Origin of the sequence: Pseudomonas sp. MF6767 (assembly GCF_016405475.1) — a bacterium.
GTDB lineage: Bacteria > Pseudomonadota > Gammaproteobacteria > Pseudomonadales > Pseudomonadaceae > Aquipseudomonas > Aquipseudomonas paracarnis.
In genome coordinates this window covers 56,352-78,452 of the sequence record NZ_JAEKCY010000007.1, presented here as the reverse complement: position 1 = coordinate 78,452, position 22,101 = coordinate 56,352, and the positions used below count along the sequence as shown (strand labels likewise).

General features: G+C 59.6%; 24 protein-coding genes and 1 tRNA gene. 19 read left to right on the top strand and 6 right to left on the bottom strand.

Annotated features, from left to right (window positions below; genetic code table 11):
• Positions 1-3 precede the first annotated feature (3 nt).
• The 9 genes from JFT58_RS13595 to JFT58_RS13555 are packed head-to-tail and all read left to right on the top strand — an operon-like array spanning position 4 to position 7,719.
• Positions 4-933, top strand: a complete 930-nt coding sequence (locus tag JFT58_RS13595; protein WP_034128070.1) for a MerR family transcriptional regulator — start codon at positions 4-6, stop codon at positions 931-933.
• Positions 934-2,376 (top strand): deoxyribodipyrimidine photo-lyase, encoded by a 1,443-nt coding sequence (gene phrB, locus JFT58_RS13590; protein ID WP_054896871.1) that lies wholly within the window; start codon positions 934-936, stop codon positions 2,374-2,376.
• A complete protein-coding gene (locus JFT58_RS13585; protein WP_054896870.1) occupies positions 2,369-2,791 on the top strand; it encodes a nuclear transport factor 2 family protein in 423 nt (140 codons plus the stop codon). The genes phrB and JFT58_RS13585 overlap by 8 nt, the downstream gene beginning before the upstream one ends.
• A complete protein-coding gene (locus JFT58_RS13580; protein ID WP_054896869.1) occupies positions 2,788-3,570 on the top strand; it encodes an SDR family NAD(P)-dependent oxidoreductase in 783 nt (260 codons plus the stop codon). The genes JFT58_RS13585 and JFT58_RS13580 overlap by 4 nt, the downstream gene beginning before the upstream one ends.
• Positions 3,567-4,814, top strand: a complete 1,248-nt coding sequence (locus JFT58_RS13575; protein ID WP_054896868.1) for an NAD(P)/FAD-dependent oxidoreductase — start codon at positions 3,567-3,569, stop codon at positions 4,812-4,814. Before JFT58_RS13580 ends, JFT58_RS13575 begins: the two co-directional genes overlap by 4 nt.
• Entirely contained in the window at positions 4,811-5,620 is an 810-nt protein-coding gene (locus JFT58_RS13570; RefSeq protein ID WP_054896867.1) for a DUF1365 domain-containing protein, read from the top strand. Before JFT58_RS13575 ends, JFT58_RS13570 begins: the two co-directional genes overlap by 4 nt.
• Positions 5,607-6,878, top strand: coding sequence for an SAM-dependent methyltransferase (locus JFT58_RS13565; protein WP_054896866.1), 1,272 nt, complete (start codon positions 5,607-5,609; stop codon positions 6,876-6,878). Before JFT58_RS13570 ends, JFT58_RS13565 begins: the two co-directional genes overlap by 14 nt.
• Positions 6,871-7,362, top strand: a complete 492-nt coding sequence (locus tag JFT58_RS13560; RefSeq protein WP_054896865.1) for a DUF2878 domain-containing protein — start codon at positions 6,871-6,873, stop codon at positions 7,360-7,362. The genes JFT58_RS13565 and JFT58_RS13560 overlap by 8 nt, the downstream gene beginning before the upstream one ends.
• 54 nt (positions 7,363-7,416) lie before the next feature.
• The gene (locus tag JFT58_RS13555) at positions 7,417-7,719 is read left to right on the top strand and encodes a YkgJ family cysteine cluster protein (protein ID WP_003188364.1); all 303 of its coding nucleotides are present in this window, start codon (positions 7,417-7,419) and stop codon (positions 7,717-7,719) included.
• 107 nt (positions 7,720-7,826) lie between these two features.
• Here JFT58_RS13555 and JFT58_RS13550 read toward each other — a convergent pair whose 3' ends face one another.
• The 6 genes from JFT58_RS13550 to hemA form a co-directional block, all read right to left on the bottom strand.
• Complete coding sequence (locus tag JFT58_RS13550; protein WP_014716838.1) at positions 7,827-8,345, bottom strand: acyloxyacyl hydrolase; 519 nt, start codon at positions 8,343-8,345, stop codon at positions 7,827-7,829.
• A gap of 111 nt (positions 8,346-8,456) precedes the next feature.
• Positions 8,457-9,251, bottom strand: a complete 795-nt coding sequence (murI, locus tag JFT58_RS13545; protein WP_034128078.1) for a glutamate racemase — start codon at positions 9,249-9,251, stop codon at positions 8,457-8,459.
• On the bottom strand, positions 9,244-9,999 hold the full coding sequence (locus tag JFT58_RS13540) for a molybdopterin-synthase adenylyltransferase MoeB (protein ID WP_054896864.1): 756 nt from the start codon (positions 9,997-9,999) through the stop codon (positions 9,244-9,246). Before JFT58_RS13540 ends, murI begins: the two co-directional genes overlap by 8 nt.
• Positions 9,993-10,823, bottom strand: a complete 831-nt coding sequence (gene prmC / locus JFT58_RS13535) for a peptide chain release factor N(5)-glutamine methyltransferase (protein ID WP_054896863.1) — start codon at positions 10,821-10,823, stop codon at positions 9,993-9,995. Before prmC ends, JFT58_RS13540 begins: the two co-directional genes overlap by 7 nt.
• Entirely contained in the window at positions 10,824-11,906 is a 1,083-nt protein-coding gene (gene prfA, locus JFT58_RS13530; protein ID WP_054896862.1) for a peptide chain release factor 1, read from the bottom strand. It abuts the gene before it with no gap.
• Positions 11,903-13,192, bottom strand: a complete 1,290-nt coding sequence (gene hemA, locus JFT58_RS13525) for a glutamyl-tRNA reductase (protein ID WP_003188356.1) — start codon at positions 13,190-13,192, stop codon at positions 11,903-11,905. The genes prfA and hemA overlap by 4 nt, the downstream gene beginning before the upstream one ends.
• 316 nt (positions 13,193-13,508) lie before the next feature.
• On the opposite strand from hemA, the gene JFT58_RS13520 reads away from it, so the two are divergent.
• From JFT58_RS13520 to JFT58_RS13475, 10 genes are all read left to right on the top strand, one after another.
• On the top strand, positions 13,509-15,233 hold the full coding sequence (locus JFT58_RS13520) for a tetratricopeptide repeat protein (protein WP_034128082.1): 1,725 nt from the start codon (positions 13,509-13,511) through the stop codon (positions 15,231-15,233).
• Positions 15,234-15,237: 4 nt separating this feature from the next.
• Complete coding sequence (gene lolB, locus JFT58_RS13515) at positions 15,238-15,855, top strand: lipoprotein insertase outer membrane protein LolB (protein WP_032893661.1); 618 nt, start codon at positions 15,238-15,240, stop codon at positions 15,853-15,855.
• A 49-nt stretch (positions 15,856-15,904) separates the two neighbouring features.
• Positions 15,905-16,708 (top strand): 4-(cytidine 5'-diphospho)-2-C-methyl-D-erythritol kinase, encoded by an 804-nt coding sequence (ispE, locus tag JFT58_RS13510; protein ID WP_186353529.1) that lies wholly within the window; start codon positions 15,905-15,907, stop codon positions 16,706-16,708.
• A 37-nt stretch (positions 16,709-16,745) separates the two neighbouring features.
• Positions 16,746-16,820 (top strand) — tRNA-Gln (locus JFT58_RS13505).
• 46 nt (positions 16,821-16,866) lie between these two features.
• Positions 16,867-17,808, top strand: a complete 942-nt coding sequence (locus JFT58_RS13500) for a ribose-phosphate pyrophosphokinase (protein ID WP_003171603.1) — start codon at positions 16,867-16,869, stop codon at positions 17,806-17,808.
• 137 nt (positions 17,809-17,945) lie between these two features.
• A complete protein-coding gene (locus JFT58_RS13495) occupies positions 17,946-18,545 on the top strand; it encodes a 50S ribosomal protein L25/general stress protein Ctc (protein WP_003188351.1) in 600 nt (199 codons plus the stop codon).
• Positions 18,546-18,712: 167 nt separating this feature from the next.
• Positions 18,713-19,297: an aminoacyl-tRNA hydrolase gene (gene pth, locus JFT58_RS13490; protein ID WP_003188350.1), complete on the top strand. Its 585-nt coding sequence runs from the start codon at positions 18,713-18,715 to the stop codon at positions 19,295-19,297.
• A 22-nt stretch (positions 19,298-19,319) separates the two neighbouring features.
• A complete protein-coding gene (gene ychF / locus JFT58_RS13485; RefSeq protein WP_014716830.1) occupies positions 19,320-20,420 on the top strand; it encodes a redox-regulated ATPase YchF in 1,101 nt (366 codons plus the stop codon).
• Positions 20,421-20,790: 370 nt separating this feature from the next.
• Positions 20,791-21,708 (top strand): sigma 54-interacting transcriptional regulator, encoded by a 918-nt coding sequence (locus JFT58_RS13480; RefSeq protein ID WP_054897133.1) that lies wholly within the window; start codon positions 20,791-20,793, stop codon positions 21,706-21,708.
• 181 nt (positions 21,709-21,889) lie between these two features.
• Complete coding sequence (locus JFT58_RS13475) at positions 21,890-22,057, top strand: hypothetical protein (RefSeq protein ID WP_034128085.1); 168 nt, start codon at positions 21,890-21,892, stop codon at positions 22,055-22,057.
• Positions 22,058-22,101: the final 44 nt, after the last annotated feature.

Sequence of the window (22,101 nt, the reverse complement as noted above, 5' to 3'; positions counted from 1 at the left end):
CCCATGAAACCTGCCCTGCTCGACGAACCCGGCGAAGACCTCGCCCTGGCCCTGGAAAACGGCTGGCTGCCGATCCGCGAGGTGGCGCGCCAGACCGGCGTGAATGCGGTGACGCTGCGCGCGTGGGAGCGCCGCTACGGCCTCATCGTGCCCCAGCGCACGCCCAAAGGGCATCGGTTGTTCAGCGCCGAACATGTGCAACGCATCCAGGCCATCCTCACCTGGCTCAATCGCGGCGTGCCGGTCAGCCAGGTCAAAGGGCTGATCGACTCCGCCCAAGGTAGCCCGGAGCCGATGGAAAACGAGTGGCAGAGCCTGCGCCAGCATTTGGTGAGTGCCATCAGTGAACTGGCCGAGCGCCGGGTCGATGACGCCTTCAACCAGGCCATGGCGCTTTACCCGCCACGCACCTTGTGCGAGCAATTGATGCTACCGCTGCTCAACGAGCTGGAACAACGCTGGCAGGGCCAGTTCGGCGCGCAGATGGAGCGGGTGTTCTTCCTGTCCTGGCTGCGCAGCAAGTTTGGCGCACGGATCTATCACAACAATCGTCAACTCCACGGCGCGCCCCTGTTGCTGGTCAATCATTCCGACCTGCCCCTGGAACCGCACCTGTGGCTCAGCGCCTGGCTGGCCAGCAGTGCCGATTGCCCGGTGGAAGTATTCGATTGGCCACTGCCTGTCGGCGAACTGGCCCTGGCGGTGGAACACCTGCAACCCCGTGCGGTGCTGCTGTACTCAAGCAAGGCGTTGCAAGTGTCGGCACTCAGCAAACTGCTGGGCGGCATCCATTGCCCAACGGTGATTGCCGGACCAACGGTGTGCATCCACCACGCCGAGTTGGGCGTATTAACCCAGGACATCCCTGAGTTGTTCGTGGCCGAGGACCTGTTGGCGGCCCATCAATTATTGATCCAGCGTGGAATTGTCTAAATGCATCTGATCTGGCTGCGCACCGACTTGCGCCTGCACGACAACACTGCCCTGGCGGCCGCGTGCCAGCGCGGCCCCGTCGCGGCTGTTTACCTGATCACGCCCGAGCAATGGCAGGCGCATGATGACGCGCCGTGCAAAGTCGATTTCTGGCTGCGCAACTTGCAGCACCTGAGCCAGGCACTGGGCAACCTCAACATTCCGCTGTTAATCCGCCACGCCGCGACCTGGGACCAGGCGCCGACGGTACTGAGCCAACTGTGCCGCGAGCTGTCGGTGGAGTCGGTACACGTCAACGAGGAATATGGCGTTCACGAGAGCCGCCGCGACCGCGCCGTGGCCCAGGCCCTGGAAGCTGACGGCGTGACCTTCCACAGCTACCTGGACCAACTGTTTTTCCAGCCGGGTAGTGTGCTGACCAAGACCGGCACCTACTTCCAGGTGTTCAGCCAGTTCCGCAAGGTCTGCTACAGCCGCCTGCACAGCGCCCTGCCCCGCGTGGTGCCGACGCCAAAGGCCCAGGCCGAGCCTGGCGTGAAAAGCGACCCTGTGCCGACGGCAGTCGAAGGGTTCCCGACACCCAGCGAAACCTTGCGTGCGCTCTGGCCCGCTGGCGAAGACGAGGCGCGCCGTCGCCTCGATGCCTTCGTTGATCAGCAGATCAGCTATTACAAGGACGAACGCGACTTCCCGGCCAAGCCCGGCACCAGTCAGCTTTCTGCCTACCTGGCCGCCGGAGTGGTTTCGCCGCGCCAGTGCTTGCACGCCGCGCTGCAAGCCAACCAGGGCGAGTTCGAAAGCGGCGACATCGGCGCCATCACCTGGATCAACGAGCTGCTGTGGCGCGAGTTCTACAAGCACATCCTGGTCGGCTACCCACGGGTTTCCCGCCACCGCGCGTTTCGCCCGGAAACCGAAGCGCTGGCTTGGCGCAAGGCGCCCGAAGACCTGGCCGCCTGGCAACAGGCGCGCACCGGCTTGCCGATCATCGACGCGGCCATGCGCCAATTGCTGGAAACCGGCTGGATGCACAACCGCCTGCGCATGGTGGTGGCGATGTTCCTGACGAAGAACCTGCTGATCGACTGGCGCGAGGGCGAGCGCTTCTTTATGCGCCACCTGATCGACGGTGATCTGGCGGCCAACAACGGCGGCTGGCAATGGAGTTCGTCCACGGGCACCGACTCGGCGCCGTATTTCCGGATATTCAGCCCGCTGAGCCAATCGGAAAAATTCGACGGTGACGGCGTATTCATCAAACGCTGGCTCCCGGAACTGGCCGCGCTGAATAAAAAACAAGTGCACAACCCCGAAGCGGCTGGGGGCCTGTTCGGCGTGGCGGATTACCCGCGTGCCATCGTCGATTTGAAACAGTCTCGCGAGCGCGCCTTGGCCGCATTTCGCCGGCTGCCTTCGCGTCAGGAGATGGCCGAACATGAGTGACTTCCTGCACCAGTTTGCCCACACCTTCGCCACGCTGGACAAGCACAACCTGCACCTGCTCGGCCGCCTGTACAGCGAGGACACCGCCTTTGCCGACCCCCTGCATGAAGTCCAGGGCCTGCCAGCGTTGCGGCGTTACTTTGCCGACTTGTACAGCAACGTCAGCGAGCTGCATTTTGACTTCCACGGCTTCGATACCGTGGCCGAAGGCGAGGGCTACCTGCGCTGGACTATGCGTTTTCGTCACCCACGCTTGGCCAGCGGCCAGGTGATCGAGGTGCCAGGCTGTTCTCATTTGATGTGGCACGACAAGGTTTACCGCCATCGCGACTATTTCGATGCCGGCGCCCTGCTCTATGAACATGTCCCCCTACTGGGTCGCGTTATTCGTTGGCTGAAAAGGAGAATGGGATGAGCCTTACACCGCCCCGTCGTTATTGGCTGACCGGCGCCAGCAGTGGTATCGGTGCGTCGCTGGCCGTGGAGTTGCTCGAGAGCGGCGCCCAAGTGGCCCTGAGTTCCCGCACCCAAGGCCCGCTGGATGCCCTCGCCCTTCGATATCCAGGCCAGGTTCTGGTGGTGGCCGGCGACCTGACCAACAGCCAGACCGTGCGCGAGATCGGCGAGCGTATCAGCGAGGTCTGGGGTTCGCTGGACACGGTGATCCTCAACGCCGGCACTTGTGAATACGTCGACGCCCGGCAATTTGACGCCTCGATCATCGAGCACGTGGTGCGTACCAATCTGCTGGCCAGCAGTTATTGCATCGAGGCCGCGCTGCCACTGTTGCGCGCAGGGCGCACCCCGCACCTGGTGGGCGTGGCCAGTGCCGTGACCTACCTGCCCATGCCCCGCGCCGAAGCCTACGGCGCGTCCAAGGCCGGCCTGCGTTACTTGTTCGAATCCCTGCGTATCGGCCTATCGCCGGAAAACATCGATGTCACTGTGATCAGCCCAGGCTTCGTCGACACGCCGCTGACCGAGCGCAATGATTTCCCGATGCCCCTGAGCTGGCCGGCCGACAAAGCCGCGAAACACATTTTCGCCAAGCTGGAAAAACGCCCGCTGGAAATCGCCTTTCCGGCCCTGTTCATTGCCACCTTGTGGCCGCTGTCGAAGCTGCCCAACCGCGCGCAACTGATCATCGGCAAACGCATGCTGCGCAGCCCGCCACCGAAGAAGGACGACCTGTGAAGATCGCCATTATCGGCAGCGGCATCGCCGGGCTGACCAGCGCCTACCTGCTCAGCCGTCGCCACGACATTACGCTGTTCGAGGCCAATGACTGCATTGGCGGGCATACACACACGGCCAACGTGACGGTCGACGGCAAAAACTATGCGGTGGACACGGGCTTCATTGTGTTCAACGACTGGACCTACCCGAACTTCATCCGTCTGCTGGAGCAGATCGGGGTCAGGTTCAAACCCACCGAGATGAGTTTTTCGGTGTGCGACCAAAGCACAGGCTTCGAGTACAACGGCAACAACCTCAACAGCCTGTTTGCCCAGCGCCGCAATATTCTGTCGCCGGGATTCTGGGGCATGTTGCGCGATATCCTGCGCTTCAATCGCCAGGCGCCCCTGGACTTGCAAGAACAGCGCATCAGCGCCGACATGACCCTGGGCGATTACCTCACCGCTGGCGGCTATGGCCCCAGGTTTATCCGGCATTACATCGTGCCGATGGGCGCTGCCATCTGGTCGATGTCCCTGGCCGATATGCTCAAGTTTCCGCTGCAGTTTTTTGTGCGCTTCTTCAAGAATCACGGCTTGCTCTCGGTGAGCAACCGCCCGCAATGGTGTGTGATCGAGGGCGGCTCCAGCTGTTATATCGAGCCGCTGACCCGCAGCTTTCGCGAACAGATACGGCTCAACTGCCCTGTGCATAAGGTGCAACGCAACGACGAGGGTGTGGTTATCCACAGCCCGGCCGGCAGCGAAACCTTCGACCGCGTGGTATTCGCCTGCCACAGCGATCAGGCCCTGGCCTTGCTCGATGACCCCAGCCAGGCCGAACAGCAGATCCTCGGCGCCCTGCCCTACGCCGAAAACGACGTGGTGCTGCACACCGACACACGCCTGCTGCCCGACCGCAAACTGGCCTGGGCCAGCTGGAACTATCGGCTGACGGGCAACGTGCAACAACAGGCCGCCGTCACCTATGACATGAACATCCTGCAAGGCATCGACAGCGCCACTACCTTTTGCGTCAGCCTCAACCAGACGCCGATGATCAACCCACTGAAGATCCTGGCGCGCTACACCTACGCCCATCCGCAATACAGCCTGGCCGCAGTCGCCGCACAGGCACGCTGGGAAGAATTGAACGGCGTGCGCAATACCTTTTACTGCGGGGCCTACTGGGCCAACGGCTTTCACGAAGACGGCGTGGTCAGCGCTCTGCGCGTGGCCCAGGCGTTTGGGGAAACCCTGTGAACAGCGCCCTCTACAGCGGCTGGATCGCCCATCGCCGGTTTACGCCCAAGGCCCACGCCTTTCGCTACCGCATCGGCCTGTTGTATCTGGACCTCAGTGAAGAGGATGAAGTACTGGGGCTCTCGCCGCTGGCCGGCACGGGTCGCCTGGCGCCTTTCGGTTTCCGCCAGCAGGATTACCTGCGTGAATTCACGCGCCACGGCATGAGCCTGAGCGATGCCGTGCGCCAGGAAGTCGGCAAGGCCCTGGGGCAAACACCCCAGGGCGCTATCTGCCTGCTGACCCAGGCCCGCAGTTGGGGCCTGGCTTTTAACCCGGTGAGTTTCTTCTACTGCTTCGAGGCTGACGGGCAACTGGCCGCGATCCTGTGTGAAGTGACCAACACCCCATGGCGCGAGCGCTATCACTACGTGCTGCCCGCCCAGGCACTGGGCGCCGATGAGCACCAGCATTTCGCCGTGGCCAAGGCCTTCCATGTGTCGCCGTTTTTGCCTCGCGAGCTGGAATACCGCATGAGTTTCAGCCCACCCGCCGCCAGGCTCGGCGTGCACATGGCCGATTGGCAAGGCACGCAAAAAGTCTTCGACGCCACCTTGAGCCTGGAAAAACAGGCACTGAACCGCGCCAGCCTGCATCGCTATTTGTGGCGCTTTCCCTGGATGACCGCCAAGACCGGCCTTGCGATCTACTGGCAAGCCTTGCGCCTGCTGCTCAAACGCACACCGATTTTTTCCCACCAGGCCGCCGATGGCGCCTCTCGCACCGCAGTCGGGTATACCAAGGATCGCCACCATGAAATCCCCTAGCTTATCGGTCAAGGCTAACCGCCTGAACGTCAACGGCATGACCGCTGCGCTATTGCGCAAAGGCGTGTTGCGCCAGCTCAGCCAATTGCGCCACGGCCAGTTGGTGATCATCGAGGATGGCGAGCGGCAAGTCTTCGGCGCGCGGGAAGCACACCTGCTGGGCGAGATCCAGATTCTCGACGCGGCGGTATGGGGGCTGGTGGCGGCCAATGGCTCGATCGGCGCCGGCGAAGCGTTTATCCATGGTTATTGGACCAGCCCCGACCTCACCGCCGTGGTGCGGGTGATGGTCAGCAACCTGGAGGTGCTCGACGCCATGGAGGGTGGCTTGGCTCGCCTGGCCCGGCCGTTCACTCAGGGACTGCACTGGCTCAACCGCAACACACGCAAAGGCTCGCAAAAAAACATCGCCGCCCATTACGACCTGGGCAACGACCTGTTCGAAGAATTTCTCGACCCCACCATGATGTACTCGGCGGCGCAGTTCCTGACCCCCGATGACACCCTGGAACAGGCACAACTGAACAAATTAGCGCGCATCTGCCAGAAACTGGCGCTCAAGCCCAGCGACCATCTGCTGGAAATCGGTACCGGCTGGGGCAGCATGGCGCTGTATGCGGCGCAGCATTACGGCTGTCGGGTCACCACCACGACCCTGTCCAAGGAGCAGTTCGCCTACACCGCGCAGCGTATCCAGGCGGCGGGCCTGCAAGATCGTGTGACCGTGCTGCTGAGCGATTACCGCGACCTCACCGGTGAGTACGACAAGCTGGTGTCGATCGAAATGATTGAAGCGGTGGGCCATCGTTTCCTGCCCACCTATTTCAAACAATGCGCCCAGTTGCTCAAGCCCGACGGCCTGATGCTGCTGCAAGCCATCACTATTCGTGAACAACGCTTTGAGCAGGCCAAACGCAGCGTCGACTTTATCCAGCGCTACATCTTCCCTGGTGGCGCGCTGCCCTGTGTACAAAACATGCTGCAGATCGTCAGCCGTGACACCGACATGAACCTGCTGCACATGGAAGACTTCGGCCTGCACTACGCCCGCACCCTGCGCCTGTGGCATGAAAACTTTCGCCGCGCCCATGGCCGTCTTGCCGAACTCGGTTATGACGAATACTTCCTGCGCCTGTGGGAGTTTTACCTGTGCTACTGCGAAGGTGGCTTTATGGAGCGCACCATCGGCACCGCGCAGTTGCTGCTGGCCAAACCGGCGGCCATCAATCCGCCGCTGCTCGGGCGTTTCAGTGCTTAAATCCCTGGCCAACGCCGTGCTGTTTCAGTGCGGCTGGTTTGCCTGCGTACTCGGCGGCGATAGCCGTTGGTTGCTGATCGGCGTCGCGGTACTGGGCGCACACTTGCTGTGGATAAGTTCTTGGGCAAGAGAGGGGCAAGTGATTCTGGCCGTGACGGTGCTGGGAACACTGGTCGATACGGCACTGCGTGGGCTCGGCGTGTTTGAGTTCAATACGCCGGGGCCACTGATTCCGCTGTGGCTGATACTGTTATGGGCCTTGCTGGCCACCACCTTGCGCCATTGCCTGGCCTGGAGCGCACGGCCCTGGTGGCTCGCCAGCCTGCTAGGCGCGGTGGGCGGGCCGTTGTCTTATTACGCCGGCAGTCAATTGGCAGGCGTGAGTTTTGCGTACGGCACCGCCCCAACACTGATCGGCCTGGCGCTGTTATGGGCCATGCTCTTTCCGCTGTTACACGGGGTTGCGCAGAGGCTGGAACACTGACGCCCGTCCGAGCATTCATACGCATCTGACGCACTTGCCTTACACTGCGCGCCTATGACCAACATCCCTCACATTCAAATCACCGAACCCGTCACGTGCTCGACGTGCGCGGCTTGTTGCTGCCAGCTGGAAGTCATGCTGATCACCGACACCGGCGTACCACAACGCTTTATCGATACCGACGATTGGGGGGGCGAGGTGATGCTGCGCCTGGACGACGGCTGGTGCGCAGCGCTGGACCGCGACACGATGATGTGCACGATCTATGAGCTTCGGCCGTTGATTTGCCGGGAGTTCGAGATGGGGGCGCCGGAATGCCTTGAAGAGCGTGAAGGCATTACCACGGCCTACCGCTGATTCTGTAGGAGCGAGCTTGCTCGCGAAAACCTGAGAACGCCGCGTTAAACCTGATTCGCTGCGTTATCGTTGAGGTTCTTCGCGAGCAAGCTCGCTCCTACAGTGCATTACAGCGGCATGGTGTAGTGCAGCGAGTAACTCTCTACACCATCGTTATTGCTGCTAATGCCGGCGTTGGAATAATGCGTGGCACGAATGCCCACTTCATGCCCGCCGTTGAACCGCAGGCCGAAACCCAGGCGGTCTTCGAACTGGAAGGACTGGCCGATGTTGTTGTCTTCCAGCCGAGTGCGAGAGAACAACGCCACGCCGATACCGGCTTCGATGTAGGGTTTGACCGACTCGCCGGCAAACTCATACACAAACACCGGCGAGAACGACAGGCTGCTGGCGCCCGCACGATCATCCCCTTCCCAATAGGTATAGGCGCCGCTCCAGTAGCCGGTCAGTCGGCCGACATTGCTCTGCATCCAGCTCTTGTCCCAATCGGAGGTCAGGCCCAGGCGGTAGGTCAGCGTCGAATCGCTGGTGCTCCCCAAGCCGAACTCCAGGCCGGCGGCCTGGGCTGAAACAGAGTGTCCCAACATAGCGGCCGCAATCGCAGCCAAACAGAACAAGCGCTTCATGTGAAACATCCTTTGCAAACGGAATAATTGGGTTGTGTACAGGCTAACGGGCTATAGAAGCCGACGCATAGCCAGAAGTTCAGCTTTTTTCAGGCTGATTTCACGAAATTTTCACGAGCCAAAGCTTCGCACAACTCCAGGATGTTTCCAAAGTGTCGGTAGGATATTTCTTAGGTGACACAGATCGCCGCTGGTCCAGAACTGTGCAGGTTCAGGTTCGCCAATGGCCAGCAGGTCGCGCTCACCCAGCAAGCGCTTGAGCTGGCGCGCCACGGCGGCGCCGGTATCAATGAGGATGATGCTGGGGGGCAGCATCTGCGCCAGGAGTGGCTTGAGGAAGGGATAATGAGTGCAACCCAGGATGATGGTGTCGCAACCGGCGCTAAGCAGCGGCTCAATATAGCCTTGCAGCAGGGAGTGCAAGGCGGGGCTGTTGAGGTCGCCGGCTTCAATCAGCTCCACCAGGCCCGGGCACGGCTGGGTAATCACCCGCACATCGGTGGCAAAACGGTCGAGCAAGGCGGCGAACTTGGCGCTTTGCAGTGTGCCCGTAGTGGCGAGCACACCCACCACACCACTGCGCGTGGCCGCGGCAGCAGGTTTGACCGCAGGCTCCATGCCTACCAGCGGCCAGTCGGGGTAGTCCTGGCGCAAATCGGCCACCGCGGCGACCGTCGCCGTGTTGCAGGCAATCACAAAGGCCTTGGCGCCCCGCTCGCGGAAAAACTCAGCGACCGAGCGAGAACGTTCAAGAATGAACGCCGGCGTTTTCTCACCATAGGGAATGTGCCCGCAGTCCGCCACGTACAGCAGTGACTCGTGGGGCAACAACTGCTGGATTTCTTCCAGCACCGTCAGGCCGCCGATACCGGAATCGAACACACCAACAGGCGCGCCCTTAACCATGCTTTGCCCCGCAGACGCTGCAGCCTGGGTCACGCTTGACGCGCAACTCGCGAAAACGCGTGGTCAGCGCATCGATCAACAACAGGCGCCCTACCAACGACTCACCAAAACCGGCCAGCAGCTTCAAGGCTTCCAGCGCTTGCAGGCTGCCAACCACACCGACCAACGGCCCGACAACGCCGGCTTCGCTGCAGGTCAGTTCAGTGTCGCTGCCGTGCCCATACAAACATTGGTAGCAGGGACTGTCAGCGCGGCGGGGGTCGAATACCGACAATTGCCCCTCAAGGCGAATGGCCGCGCCACTGACCAACGGTTTGCCGGCGGCAACGCAGGCTACGTTGACCGCCTCGCGGGTAGAGAAGTTATCGCTGCAATCGAGCACCAGATCCACTGCGTTGACCGCAGCAGCCAGCGAGTCGGCATCCAGCGCAGCACGATGGGCGACCAGGGCGACTTCAGGGTTGATCGCTCTCAGGCGCCCCATGGCCGAATCGACCTTGGTCTGCCCCACGCTGTTAGTGTCATGGATGATCTGGCGTTGCAGGTTGGTCAAATCGACCGTATCGAAATCAGCCAGGTGCAATTCGCCCACCCCAGCAGCGGCCAAGTAAAGCGCCACCGGAGCGCCCAGGCCACCCAGGCCGACGATCAACGCGCGGCTCTGTTTCAGGCGTAATTGGCCATCAATGTCGACATGCTGCAACAGAATCTGCCGGCTATAGCGCAACAGCTCCTGGTCGGTCAGCACGGGCGGCGCCCCAAGGTGATGCGTTCGTGACCGCCAAGGTCGATGCGGCTGTGTACGCCGTCAAAGCCCTGGTTCAGCAACAAGTCGCGCACGGCCTGGGCCTGGTCGTAACCGTGTTCGAGCAACAGCCAGCCGCCGTCGTTCAGGTGAGCAGGAGACTTTGCAATGATCAGGCGCAAATCGTCCAGGCCATCGTGCCCCGCCACCAGCGCACTGGCCGGTTCGAAGCGCACATCGCCGGCCACCAGGTGCGGGTCATTGTCGGCAATGTAGGGCGGGTTGCTGATGATCAGGTCGAAGCGCTGGCCTTGCAGGGCGCTGAACCAGTGACTGTTGAGCACCGTGGCGTTAGTGAGGTGCAGGCGTTGACGATTGCGCTCGGCCAGGGTCACGGCCTCCAGCACACGGTCGACCGCCGTGACCTGCCAGGCCGGACGTTCGCTGGCCAAGGCCAAGGCGATGGCGCCGCTACCGGTGCCCAGGTCCAGGACCTGGGCGGGCGTGGCGGGCAGCAATTCCAGGGCAGCTTCCACCAGCAACTCAGTTTCCGGGCGGGGGATCAAAGTGTGCGGTGCTACTTCCAGGTCGAGTTTCCAGAAGCCTTGCTGGCCGAGGATATAGGCCACCGGCTCGCCGCTGCGGCGGCGCTGCAGGTAGCCGGAAAAGGTCAGCGCGTCTTCGCTGCTGACGATCTTTTCCGGCCAGGTATGCAGATAGCTGCGTGATTTGCCCAGGGCAGCGGCCAGCAGCAACTCCACGTCCAGGCGCGCCGTCGGCGAGTCGGGCAGGTCAGCGGCGCGCAGCAGGCTGGCGATGATGGTCATTTAGTCACCTATCGCCGCCAGTTGGTCGGCCTGGTATTCGGCGAGCAACGGCTCGATCACCGCATCCACGCCCCCGGCGAGAATTTCGTCGAGGGAATACAGGGTGAGGTTGACCCGATGGTCCGTGACCCGGCCCTGGGCAAAGTTGTAGGTACGGATACGCTCGGAGCGGTCGCCGGAGCCCACCAGCAGCTTGCGTTCGCTGGCAATTGCGTTGGCCGCGGCGCTGGTCTGCTGGTCGTTCAACTTGGCCGACAACCAGGACATGGCCCGCGCACGGTTCTTGTGCTGGGAACGTTCTTCCTGGCACTCCACCACAATGCCCGACGGCAAGTGTGTGATACGGATCGCCGAGTCGGTCTTGTTAACGTGCTGGCCACCCGCGCCGGATGAGCGGTAAGTGTCCACGCGCAAATCCGCCGGGTTGATCTCGATGGCTTCCTGTTCGTCCGGCTCAGGCAACACGGCGACGGTGCACGCCGAGGTGTGGATGCGGCCCTGGGATTCCGTCGCAGGCACCCGCTGTACGCGGTGCGCACCGGATTCGAACTTCAGCTTGCCGTAGACGTTGTCGCCTTCAACCCGGGCGATGACTTCTTTATAACCGCCGTGCTCGCCCTCGTTCTCGGAGAGGATCTCCACGCGCCAGCCGCGACGCTCGGCATAGCGCGAATACATGCGGAACAGATCACCGGAAAAAATCGCCGCCTCGTCGCCACCGGTACCAGCGCGGATTTCGAGGAAAACGTTGCGTCCGTCGTTAGGGTCCTTGGGCAGCAGCATGCGTTGCAGGTCACCCTCAAGCTCAGCGAGTTTTTCCTTGGCTTCGCGGACTTCTTCCACGGCCATTTCGCGCATGTCCGGGTCGCTGTCCTTGAGCAGGGCCTGGGCGCCTTCGAGGTCGGCCTGGACTTTCAGCAGGTGTTTATAAGTGGCCACAATGGGCTCAACTTCGGCGTATTCCTTGGAATAAGCACGGAATTTGGTTTGATCGGAAATGACCTCGCCATCGCCGAGCAAGGCGGTCAGTTCTTCGAAACGGTCCTGGAGCACATCCAGTTTATTGAGCAGTGACGCTTTCATTGCGGTTTTTTATCCGAAGAGCTGTCTGACGCGCCCTCACCGAGGGCAAAGAGTTCCTGGGCCATGGCCAGCGCATCGAGGCGGCCTTCGGCGGTAAGCTTTTTCAACTGGACACTAGGAGCGTGGAGCAGTTTATTGGTCAGGCCACGGGCCAATTGCATCAGCACTTCTTCGGCGCCGCTGCCGTTGGCCAGCATGCGCTGGGCCTTGAGCAACTCTTCATCACGCAGGCGTTCGCCCTGCTGACGATACGCCTTGAGCACATCCACTGCCGCCAGTTCACGCAGGCGCACCATGAAATCTTCAGCGCCGGTGCTGACCATTTCCTCGGCGGCCTGGGCGGCACCCTGACGACTCTTGAGGTTTTCAGCGACCACTTCATGCAGATCATCGACGCTATAAAGGTAAACGTCGTCCAACTCGCCGACTTCGGGCTCGATATCCCGTGGAACGGCGATATCTACCATGAAGATCGGCTTGTGCTTGCGCAGCTTCAACGCGCTCTCGACCGCGCCCTTGCCCAGAATCGGCAATTGGCTGGCGGTGGAACTGATGACGATATCACTGCGCACCAGTTCAGCGGGAATGTCCGACAGCAGCACCGCATGGGCACCGAACTGCTCGGCCAGAATGCTGGCGCGCTCCAAGGTGCGGTTGGCGACCACGATGCGCTTCACGCCAAGATCGTGCAGGTGACGGGCCACCAGGGTGATGGTTTCACCAGCGCCGATCAGCAGGGCCTGGCTGCGCTGCAAGTCGCTGAAAATCTGCTTGGCCAGGCTCACTGCGGCAAAGGCCACGGACACCGGGTTTTCGCCGATGGCCGTATCGGTACGCACTTGCTTGGCGGAATTAAAGGTGGCCTGGAACAGGCGGCCCAGCAATGGGCCGACGGTGCCGGCCTCACGCGCCACGGCGTAGGCAGACTTCATCTGGCCGAGAATCTGCGGTTCACCCAACACCAGCGAGTCGAGACCGGCCGCCACGCGCATCATGTGACGAACTGCCGCATCCTCTTCATGCACATAAGCGCTGGCACGCAGGTCATCGAGGCTCAAATGGTGATAATCGGCCAGCCAGCGCAGCACCACATCCGCCGAGAGATGTTCCTGCTCTATATAGAGCTCGCTGCGATTGCAGGTCGAAAGGATCGCAGCTTCGCGGCTGTCGGTAAGCCGGCAGAGCTGCTGCAAGGCCTCAACCAACTGCTCTGGCGTAAACGCCACGCGCTCGCGCACGTCTACGGAGGCAGTCTTGTGGTTAATACCGAGTGCGAGGAAGGCCATTCAATATCGCTGATGATGTCGGGAAGCCGACAATTGTCCTACTTCGAAAGATTCAGAACAACCACCGTCGTCTATTGTCCCTATACCTTATGCTTATCAATGCACTTTTGCAGGAGCGAGCTTGCTCGCGAAAATCGTCAACGATAACGCGGCAAGCCGGGCGCCCAGCGGCGCTCTCAGGTTTTTCGCCAGCAAGCTCGCTCCTACAAAGGAAAGGCAAAAGGCAGCAATAGTCGTATTCCGAGTGCCCCGGTTATGTTTGGCCGAAGGCTTGTGTCATGATGATCCGACCGCAGGTTAGTCGTCCTCTTCCTATATGAATAGATCTTCCGCGTTGCTCCTCGCTTTTGTCTTCCTCAGCGGCTGCCAGGCCATGGCACCCGTGTCGCCGGACGCTACGTCGCCGGTGGAAGACAGCACTCCCGCCCCTGAAAAACCCAAGGTTTATTCCTCGTTCAGTGAAGAAACGATCTACAGCCTGCTGACAGCTGAGCTGGCCGGCCAACGCAATCGCTTTGATATTGCGCTGGATAATTACGTGACCCAGGCCATCAACACCCAGGACCCGGGGATTTCCGAGCGAGCGTTTCGCATCGCCGAATACCTGGGCGCCGATCAGGCAGCGCTGGACACCTCGCTGATCTGGGCCAAAAATGCCCCGGATGATCTGGAAGCCCAGCGCGCCGCAGCCGTGCAACTGGCGCGTGCCGGGCGCTATGACGACTCCATGGTTTATATGGAGAAGGTCCTGCAGGGCAAAGGCGACACACATTTTGACTTTCTTGCGCTGTCGGCCGCCGACACCGACCAGGACACGCGCAACGGCCTGATGAAGAGTTTCGATCGCCTGCTGCAAAAGCACCCGAAGAACAGCCAGTTGATTTTCGGCAAGGCCCTGCTGCTGCAACAGGACGATGAAGCCGACGCCGCGCTCAAGCTGCTGGAGCAGAACCCGCCGGAAGAAGGTGAAATCGCGCCCATCCTGTTGCGTGCACGCCTGCTGCAAAGCCTTAACCGCGGCAAGGAAGCGATTCCGCTGCTGGAAAAAAGCATCAAGAAATACCCCGGCGACAAGCGCCTGCTCCTGACCTATGCACGTATGCTGGTTGAGCAGGACCGTATGGAAGACGCCAAAGTGCAGTTCGCCAACCTGGTCCAGCAATACCCGGACGACGACGAACTGCGTTATTCCCTGGCATTGGTGTGCCTGGAAGCCAAAGCCTGGGACGAGGCCAAGGGCTACCTGCAAGAGCTGATCGAACGTGACAGCCACGTGGACTCGGCGCACCTGAACCTGGGCCGCATCGCTGAAGAGCGCAACGACCCGCAGGCGGCTCTGCTTGAATACGCCCAGGTCGGCCCCGGCAATGATTATCTGCCAGCGCAATTGCGCCAGGCCGATATCCTGATGAGCAACGGCCGCACCGACGAAGCGGAAAAACGCCTGGCCGCGGCCCGCGATGCCGAGCCGGATTACGCCATCCAGCTGTACCTGATCCAGGCCGAGACCTTATCGGCCAACAAACAGGGCGAACGCGCCTGGAAACTGTTGCAACAGGCGTTGCTGCAATACCCCGACGATTTGAACCTGCTGTACACCCGCGCCATGCAGGCAGAAAAACGCAATGACCTGGCGCAGTTGGAAAAAGACCTGCGGCTGATCATCAAGCGCGACCCGGACAACGCCATGGCACTTAACGCCCTGGGCTACACCTTGTCCGACCGCACCACGCGCTACGCCGAAGCCAAGGCGCTGATTGAACAAGCCCATGCGCTCAACCCGGAAGACCCTGCCGTGCTCGACAGTCTGGGCTGGGTGAATTACCGCCTGGGCAACCTCGACGAGGCCGAGCGCTTGCTGCGCCAGGCCCTGGAGCGTTTCCCGGACCAGGAAGTTGCCGCACACTTGGGCGAAGTGCTCTGGGCCAATGGCAAGCAGCGCGAAGCCCGACAAATCTGGGAAAAATTCCTCAAGGAACAACCCGACAGCCCCATCCTGCGCAGCACCATCAAGCGCCTGACCGGATCCGAGACCCTTTAAGCTTATGTTCTTGCGCCACGTTATCGTTTTCAGCTTCATCGCCCTGCTCGCCGGTTGCGCGGGCATCGGCAGCCGTGAATCCGTTGAAGGCCAGGGCAACCCGGCACAATGGAAACAACACAAGGACCAGCTCAGCAGCATTGATGGCTGGCAGATCGAGGGCAAGGTCGGAGTACGTGCGCCGAAAGACTCTGGCAGCGGCACGCTGTTCTGGCTGCAGCGCCAGGACTATTACGACATTCGCCTCTCGGGCCCCCTGGGCCGTGGCGCGGCCCGCCTGACTGGCCGGCCAGGGCAAGTGAGCCTGGAAGTGGCCAACCAGGGCCGCTACGAGGCAACCTCCCCGGAAGAATTGCTGGAGCAGCAAATTGGCTGGAAGTTGCCCGTCTCGCATCTGGTCTGGTGGGTGCGCGGTCTGCCGGCGCCGGACAGCAAGAGCCGTCTGAGCCTCAATGGCGACAGCCGCCTCGCCACCCTGGAGCAGGATGGCTGGCAGGTCGAATATTTGAGCTACGTGGAGCAAAGCGGTTATTGGCTTCCCGAACGTATCAAGCTGCATGGCACCGACCTTGATGTCACGCTGGTGATCAAGGACTGGCAACCGCGCAAACTGGGGCAATAACGTGTCCGCACAAAAATTGACCCTGCCCTCCCCGGCCAAGCTCAACCTGATGCTGCACATCCTTGGCCGCCGTGAAGATGGCTACCACGAGTTGCAGACGCTGTTTCAGTTTCTCGACTACGGCGATGAGCTCACCTTTGCCGTGCGTGACGATGGCGTGGTTCAGTTGCACACCGAATTCGACGGTGTGCCCCACGACAGCAATCTGATTGTGCGGGCGGCCAAAAAACTTCAGGAACAATCCGGCTGCCCACTTGGCATTGATATCTGGATCGACAAAATCCTGCCCATGGGCGGTGGTATCGGTGGCGGCAGCTCAAATGCCGCGACCACTTTGTTGGGCCTCAATCACTTATGGCAACTGGGCTGGGACCACGATCGCCTTGCTGCGCTGGGCCTCACGCTGGGCGCCGACGTCCCGGTTTTCGTGCGGGGGCACGCCGCATTTGCTGAAGGCGTCGGGGAAAAACTCACCCCTGTAGAGCCCGAAGAACCTTGGTATGTCGTGCTGGTGCCGCAAGTATCTGTAAGTACAGCAGAAATTTTTTCAGATCCGTTGTTGACACGTAACTCTTCTCCCATTAAAGTGCGCCCCGTTCCCAAGGGAAACAGTCGAAATGACTGCTTACCGGTTGTAGCAAGGCGTTATCCAGAGGTACGTAACGCTTTGAATTTGTTAGGTAAATTTACCGAAGCAAAATTAACCGGAACTGGAAGTTGTGTGTTTGGGGGCTTCCCAAGCAAAGCTGAAGCTGATAAAGTCTCGGCCCTTCTTACAGAGACCCTTACAGGGTTTGTAGCAAAAGGAAGCAACGTTTCGATGTTGCATCGCAAGCTGCAAAGTCTGCTCTAAAAGGAACCGAGTGTTAGGCACTCGTTGCAACAGATACAGGGGCGTCGCCAAGCGGTAAGGCAGCAGGTTTTGATCCTGCCATGCGTTGGTTCGAATCCAGCCGCCCCTGCCATTTTCTAATACTCATCCAGGTTACCCTCAGCCTCTAGGTACTGCGCGTGTCCAAGATGATGGTCTTTACGGGGAATGCCAACCCCGATCTGGCTCGACGTGTCGTACGTCAGCTGCATATCCCTCTCGGTGACATCTCTGTCGGTAAATTCTCCGACGGCGAAATTACAGCCGAGATCAATGAAAATGTCCGCGGTAAAGACGTCTTCATTATTCAGCCGACCTGCGCTCCGACCAACGATAACCTGATGGAACTCGTCGTGATGGCTGATGCCTTCCGCCGCTCCTCAGCGACTCGAATCACAGCTGTAATCCCTTACTTTGGTTATGCCCGTCAGGATCGCCGTCCGCGCTCCGCACGTGTAGCTATCAGCGCGAAAGTCGTTGCTGACATGCTGACCGTGGTAGGTATCGACCGTGTGCTCACGGTTGACCTGCACGCTGACCAAATCCAGGGGTTCTTCGATATTCCGGTAGATAACATCTACGGCTCCCCCGTCCTGGTGGATGACATCGAAGACCAGCGCTTTGAAAACCTGATGATCGTGTCCCCGGACATTGGTGGCGTCGTGCGTGCACGGGCTGTTGCCAAATCCCTGGGCGTGGACCTCGGGATCATCGACAAACGCCGTGAGAAAGCCAATCACTCTGAAGTGATGCATATCATCGGTGATGTCGAAGGGCGCACCTGTATTCTGGTTGATGACATGGTCGACACCGCCGGCACCCTGTGCCACGCGGCGAAAGCCTTGAAAGAGCACGGTGCAGCAAAAGTCTTCGCCTACTGCACACACCCTGTGCTGTCGGGCCGAGCGATCGAGAACATCGAGAACTCCGTGCTGGACGAACTGGTGGTGACCAACACCATCCCGTTGTCCGCCGCAGCTCAAGCCTGTGCACGTATCCGCCAACTGGATATTGCACCGGTCGTTGCCGAAGCGGTTCGCCGCATCAGCAATGAAGAATCGATCAGCGCGATGTTCCGTTAAGGGTCAAACCAACGGATCACCTCACTGACGAAAAGCGCCCCGCCCCAGCATTCCGCTGGGGCGGGGCTTTTTTGCCCATATCGAGTTCGGCGCTGGTCGCAAACGCCCCTCGATGATGGCTATTTTGGAGATACAACATGAACGAATTTACTCTGAACGCCCAAGCGCGTACTGACCTGGGGAAAGGTGCGAGCCGCCGCCTGCGTCACGCCGCCAACATCCCAGCCGTTGTCTACGGTGGTAACAAGCCTGCTGAATCCGTGACCATCCTGGCCAAGGAAATCGCCAAGCTGTTCGAAAACGAAGCTGCCTACAGCCACGTTATCGAGCTGAACGTCGACGGCGCCAAGCAGAACGTCATCGTTAAAGCAATGCAGCGTCACCCTTCCAAGCAGTTCATCATGCACGCTGACTTCGTTCGCGTTGTAGCTGGCCAGAAACTGACCGCCATCGTGCCTGTGCACTTTGTGGGTGAAGAAGCTCCGGTCAAGAAAGGCGGCGAGATCTCTCACGTCCTGAACGAAATCGAAGTGACCTGCCTGCCGAAAGACCTGCCTGAGTTCATCGAAGTCGACCTGTCGGCTCTGGAAATCGGCGCCATCGTTCACCTGTCCGACCTCAAGGCCCCTAAAGGCGTTGAGTTTGTTGCACTGGCTCACGGTGATGACAAAGCTGTTGCCAACGTTCACGCTCCACGCGTTGCTCCAGAAGAAGCTGAAGAAGGCGCTGCAGAGTAATTCACTCTGTATTGCCGGAGCTTGAGGAAACATCGCGGACCGAAACGTAGCGAGAAAGCGGGCGATAACGCGGCGTTTACTCTTGAGTAAATGATGTAGTGTCGTCCACTTTCGCCGCACCTGGGTACGGCGATGTTATCCACAACTCCAAAGGAAGGGCCCCTGTCGTGACTGCCATTAAACTGATCGTTGGCCTGGGAAATCCAGGCGCCGAATACGAACAGACCCGGCATAACGCGGGGGCCCTTTTTGTTGAGCGTATCGCCCACGCCCAAGGCATCAATCTGGTGGCCGATCGCAAATATTTTGGCCTGACCGGGCGCTTCTCGCATCAGGGTCAGGATGTTCGTCTGTTGATTCCCACCACCTACATGAACCGCAGCGGCCAGGCTGTCGCGGCGCTTGCGGGCTTCTTCCGGATCAAACCCGAAGAAATCCTGGTGGCCCATGACGAACTGGACCTGCCACCCGGCGTAGCCAAGCTCAAGCTCGGCGGCGGGCATGGTGGGCACAATGGCCTGCGTGACATCATCGCGCAGTTGGGCAATCAGAATAATTTTTACCGTCTGCGGCTCGGCATTGGCCACCCAGGCGTTGCCAGTATGGTTTCAAATTTCGTCCTGGGTCGTGCGCCACGCGCCGAACAGGAAAAACTCGATGCCAGCATCGATTTTGCCCTCGGCGTGCTGCCGGATATCTTCGCCGGTGAATGGAACCGTGCGATGAAAAACCTGCACAGCCAGAAGGCTTGACTCTTATCCGAGGGGAAACACCATGGGATTCAACTGCGGCATCGTCGGCCTGCCCAACGTCGGCAAGTCCACCCTGTTCAACGCCCTGACCAAGTCCGGTATTGCGGCGGAGAACTTCCCCTTCTGCACCATCGAACCCAACAGCGGCATCGTACCAATGCCGGACCCGCGTCTTGACGCACTGGCGGCCATCGTCAATCCCAAGCGCATCCTGCCGACCACCATGGAGTTCGTCGACATCGCGGGCCTCGTCGCCGGCGCCTCGAAAGGTGAAGGCCTGGGCAACAAGTTCCTGGCCAACATCCGCGAAACCGATGCTATCGCCCACGTGGTCCGCTGCTTTGAAGACGAGAACGTGATTCACGTCTCCAACAGCGTAGACCCCAAGCGCGACATCGAGATCATCGACCTGGAACTGATCTTCGCCGACCTCGACAGCTGCGAAAAGCAACTGCAGAAAGTCGCGCGTAACGCCAAGGGCGGCGACAAGGATGCAGTGGTCCAGAAGGGCCTGCTGGAGCAGTTGATCGCGCACTTTACCGAAGGCAAACCGGCGCGCAGCCTGATGAAGAATATGGGGGCCGATGAGAAGGCCGTGATCAAGGGCTTCCACCTGCTGACCACCAAGCCTGTGATGTACATCGCCAACGTTGCCGAAGACGGCTTCGAGAACAACCCGCTGCTCGACGTGGTCAAGGCCATTGCCGACGAAGAAGGCGCCATCGTTGTTCCGGTATGCAACAAGATCGAAGCGGAAATCGCCGAGCTCGATGACGGCGAAGAAAAGGACATGTTCCTCGAGGCCCTGGGCCTGGAAGAGCCTGGCCTGAACCGCGTAATCCGCGCCGGCTACGAAATGCTCAACCTGCAGACCTACTTCACCGCCGGTGTCGAAGAAGTCCGCGCCTGGACCGTCAAGGTCGGTGCTACCGCGCCACAGGCGGCTGGCGTGATCCACACCGACTTTGAGAAAGGCTTTATCCGCGCTGAGGTGATCGCTTACAACGACTTCATCCAGTTCAAGGGTGAAGCCGGTGCCAAGGAAGCCGGTAAGTGGCGCCTGGAAGGTAAGGATTACATTGTCAAAGATGGCGATGTGATGCACTTCCGTTTCAACGTGTAAGCGTTAGCTGAACCTCTGCCCGATACAAAAAAACCGACGCATTGCGTCGGTTTTTTATTGCCTCCTGTTTCTACCTGCCACCCAACTAAAAGCCCCACACATAGAAAACTTAATCACTCATAACCCTTGATCGATTTAAACGATGAATCCTTCAAGCCTTAAGTCTTCTCCTACACTAAAGATTCAACAACCATCAAGAATGCACTTGAACAATACAGCGCCCTGACATAGTTAATATTTGACACGCTCTCGCGCAGTATTTTCATACTAATAAGCACGATGACATTTTTGATTATTTGCGCTCTACTGACCGCACGCCAACAGCGTTCTATCAACAGTGAAGTGATAGCGATAGTGGAGCACCCTGACTATGTCAGCCTCTTACAAGACAACAAATGAGACATACTTCCCTTCTGTTGAAACCTTGGATATCGAACGTACGCTCAAGAGTACTGCAGCGCTCGATATCGATATTTTGTTATTGGGGGAGACGGGTACTGGCAAGGATACCCTGGCCCAACGAATCCATCGTTTGTCGGGGCGACGAGGTCATTTTGTCGCAGTGAACTGCGCCGCCATCCCGGAAAGCCTCGCAGAGAGCCAACTGTTCGGCGTCAACAGCGGCGCCTATACAGGAGCAGTGCAATCACGTGCGGGTTTTATCGAAACCGCACACCTGGGCACCTTGTATCTGGATGAAATCGACAGCATGCCGCTTTCCATGCAGGCCAAACTGCTACGTGTGCTGGAGTCACGTGGCGTCGAACGCCTGGGCTCAACCCGGTTTATCCCGGTGGACATGCGAGTCATCGCCTCTGCGCAACAATCCCTGCATGAGATGGTCGAGCAGGGAAAGTTCAGGCGCGACCTGTATTTCCGCCTGAACGTCGTAAATATCAATCTGCCTGCGCTGCGCAATCGCCGTGACCGAATCGTCCCGTTGTTCCTGAGTATGATTCAAGAGGAAGCCGAGCACTATAAGTGTCTCGCCCCAAACCCTTGCAGCGAGCTAGTCCAACAGTTGCTGTGCCATCCATGGCTGGGGAATGTGCGTGAACTGCGCTCGACTGCCAAACGTTTCGTGCTGGGTCTGGCGCCATTATCAAGCTCGCCCTCGAACGCTACAAACCAACCCACCAACCTGAAAGAACGCCTGCAACAAATCGAGAAAGCTCTGATTGAAGAGTCGCTGCGGCGTCATACCTACTGTGTGGACGAGGTGGCTGTAGAGTTGGGCATGGCAAAGAGAACGCTTTACTACCGAATGAAACAACTAGATATACAGTAGCCCGCTGCTCAGCCCACACCGAAGACACCTTCAGACACACCCTTTAAGTAAAAGCGGGAACCATATTCGAGCCTGAACCACACAAGGATGAGCCTGATATATTTAGTGCCTATCGGCAGCAACACTATTGCAACTACGCATCAAGGCTCAAATGTCATTTCTTAGATAGCGGAGCATCACTATGAGTATTTCTGGCATCAACCCGCAAAGCTACCACCCCCCGGTCACCGGTGGCGAAAACGCAGACCTTAAGGCAGAAAGGAAGCAACTGCTTCGCGAATCCATGAAAGAAAGCAATGAGGCGTTCAGGATCAGTGAGCAGAAAAAGAACAACGACGCGCTGCGTTAAATAGCTTCACCGCCCTTGGTCATCAAAGGGCGGGTTTCCCCTTA

Coding starts and splice junctions, on each gene's coding strand:
- prmC (WP_054896863.1), bottom strand. CDS start 10,823: ATGACCATCATCGCCAGCCTGCTGCGCGCCGCTGACCTGCCCGACTCG.
- murI (WP_034128078.1), bottom strand. CDS start 9,251: ATGGTTAAGGGCGCGCCTGTTGGTGTGTTCGATTCCGGTATCGGCGGC.
- phrB (WP_054896871.1), top strand. CDS start 934: ATGCATCTGATCTGGCTGCGCACCGACTTGCGCCTGCACGACAACACT.
- hemA (WP_003188356.1), bottom strand. CDS start 13,192: ATGGCCTTCCTCGCACTCGGTATTAACCACAAGACTGCCTCCGTAGAC.
- lolB (WP_032893661.1), top strand. CDS start 15,238: ATGTTCTTGCGCCACGTTATCGTTTTCAGCTTCATCGCCCTGCTCGCC.
- JFT58_RS13480 (WP_054897133.1), top strand. CDS start 20,791: ATGTCAGCCTCTTACAAGACAACAAATGAGACATACTTCCCTTCTGTT.
- JFT58_RS13550 (WP_014716838.1), bottom strand. CDS start 8,345: ATGAAGCGCTTGTTCTGTTTGGCTGCGATTGCGGCCGCTATGTTGGGA.
- JFT58_RS13595 (WP_034128070.1), top strand. CDS start 4: ATGAAACCTGCCCTGCTCGACGAACCCGGCGAAGACCTCGCCCTGGCC.
- JFT58_RS13520 (WP_034128082.1), top strand. CDS start 13,509: ATGAATAGATCTTCCGCGTTGCTCCTCGCTTTTGTCTTCCTCAGCGGC.
- JFT58_RS13580 (WP_054896869.1), top strand. CDS start 2,788: ATGAGCCTTACACCGCCCCGTCGTTATTGGCTGACCGGCGCCAGCAGT.
- prfA (WP_054896862.1), bottom strand. CDS start 11,906: ATGAAAGCGTCACTGCTCAATAAACTGGATGTGCTCCAGGACCGTTTC.
- JFT58_RS13555 (WP_003188364.1), top strand. CDS start 7,417: ATGACCAACATCCCTCACATTCAAATCACCGAACCCGTCACGTGCTCG.
- ychF (WP_014716830.1), top strand. CDS start 19,320: ATGGGATTCAACTGCGGCATCGTCGGCCTGCCCAACGTCGGCAAGTCC.
- JFT58_RS13585 (WP_054896870.1), top strand. CDS start 2,369: ATGAGTGACTTCCTGCACCAGTTTGCCCACACCTTCGCCACGCTGGAC.
- JFT58_RS13495 (WP_003188351.1), top strand. CDS start 17,946: ATGAACGAATTTACTCTGAACGCCCAAGCGCGTACTGACCTGGGGAAA.
- JFT58_RS13565 (WP_054896866.1), top strand. CDS start 5,607: ATGAAATCCCCTAGCTTATCGGTCAAGGCTAACCGCCTGAACGTCAAC.
- JFT58_RS13475 (WP_034128085.1), top strand. CDS start 21,890: ATGAGTATTTCTGGCATCAACCCGCAAAGCTACCACCCCCCGGTCACC.
- ispE (WP_186353529.1), top strand. CDS start 15,905: ATGCTGCACATCCTTGGCCGCCGTGAAGATGGCTACCACGAGTTGCAG.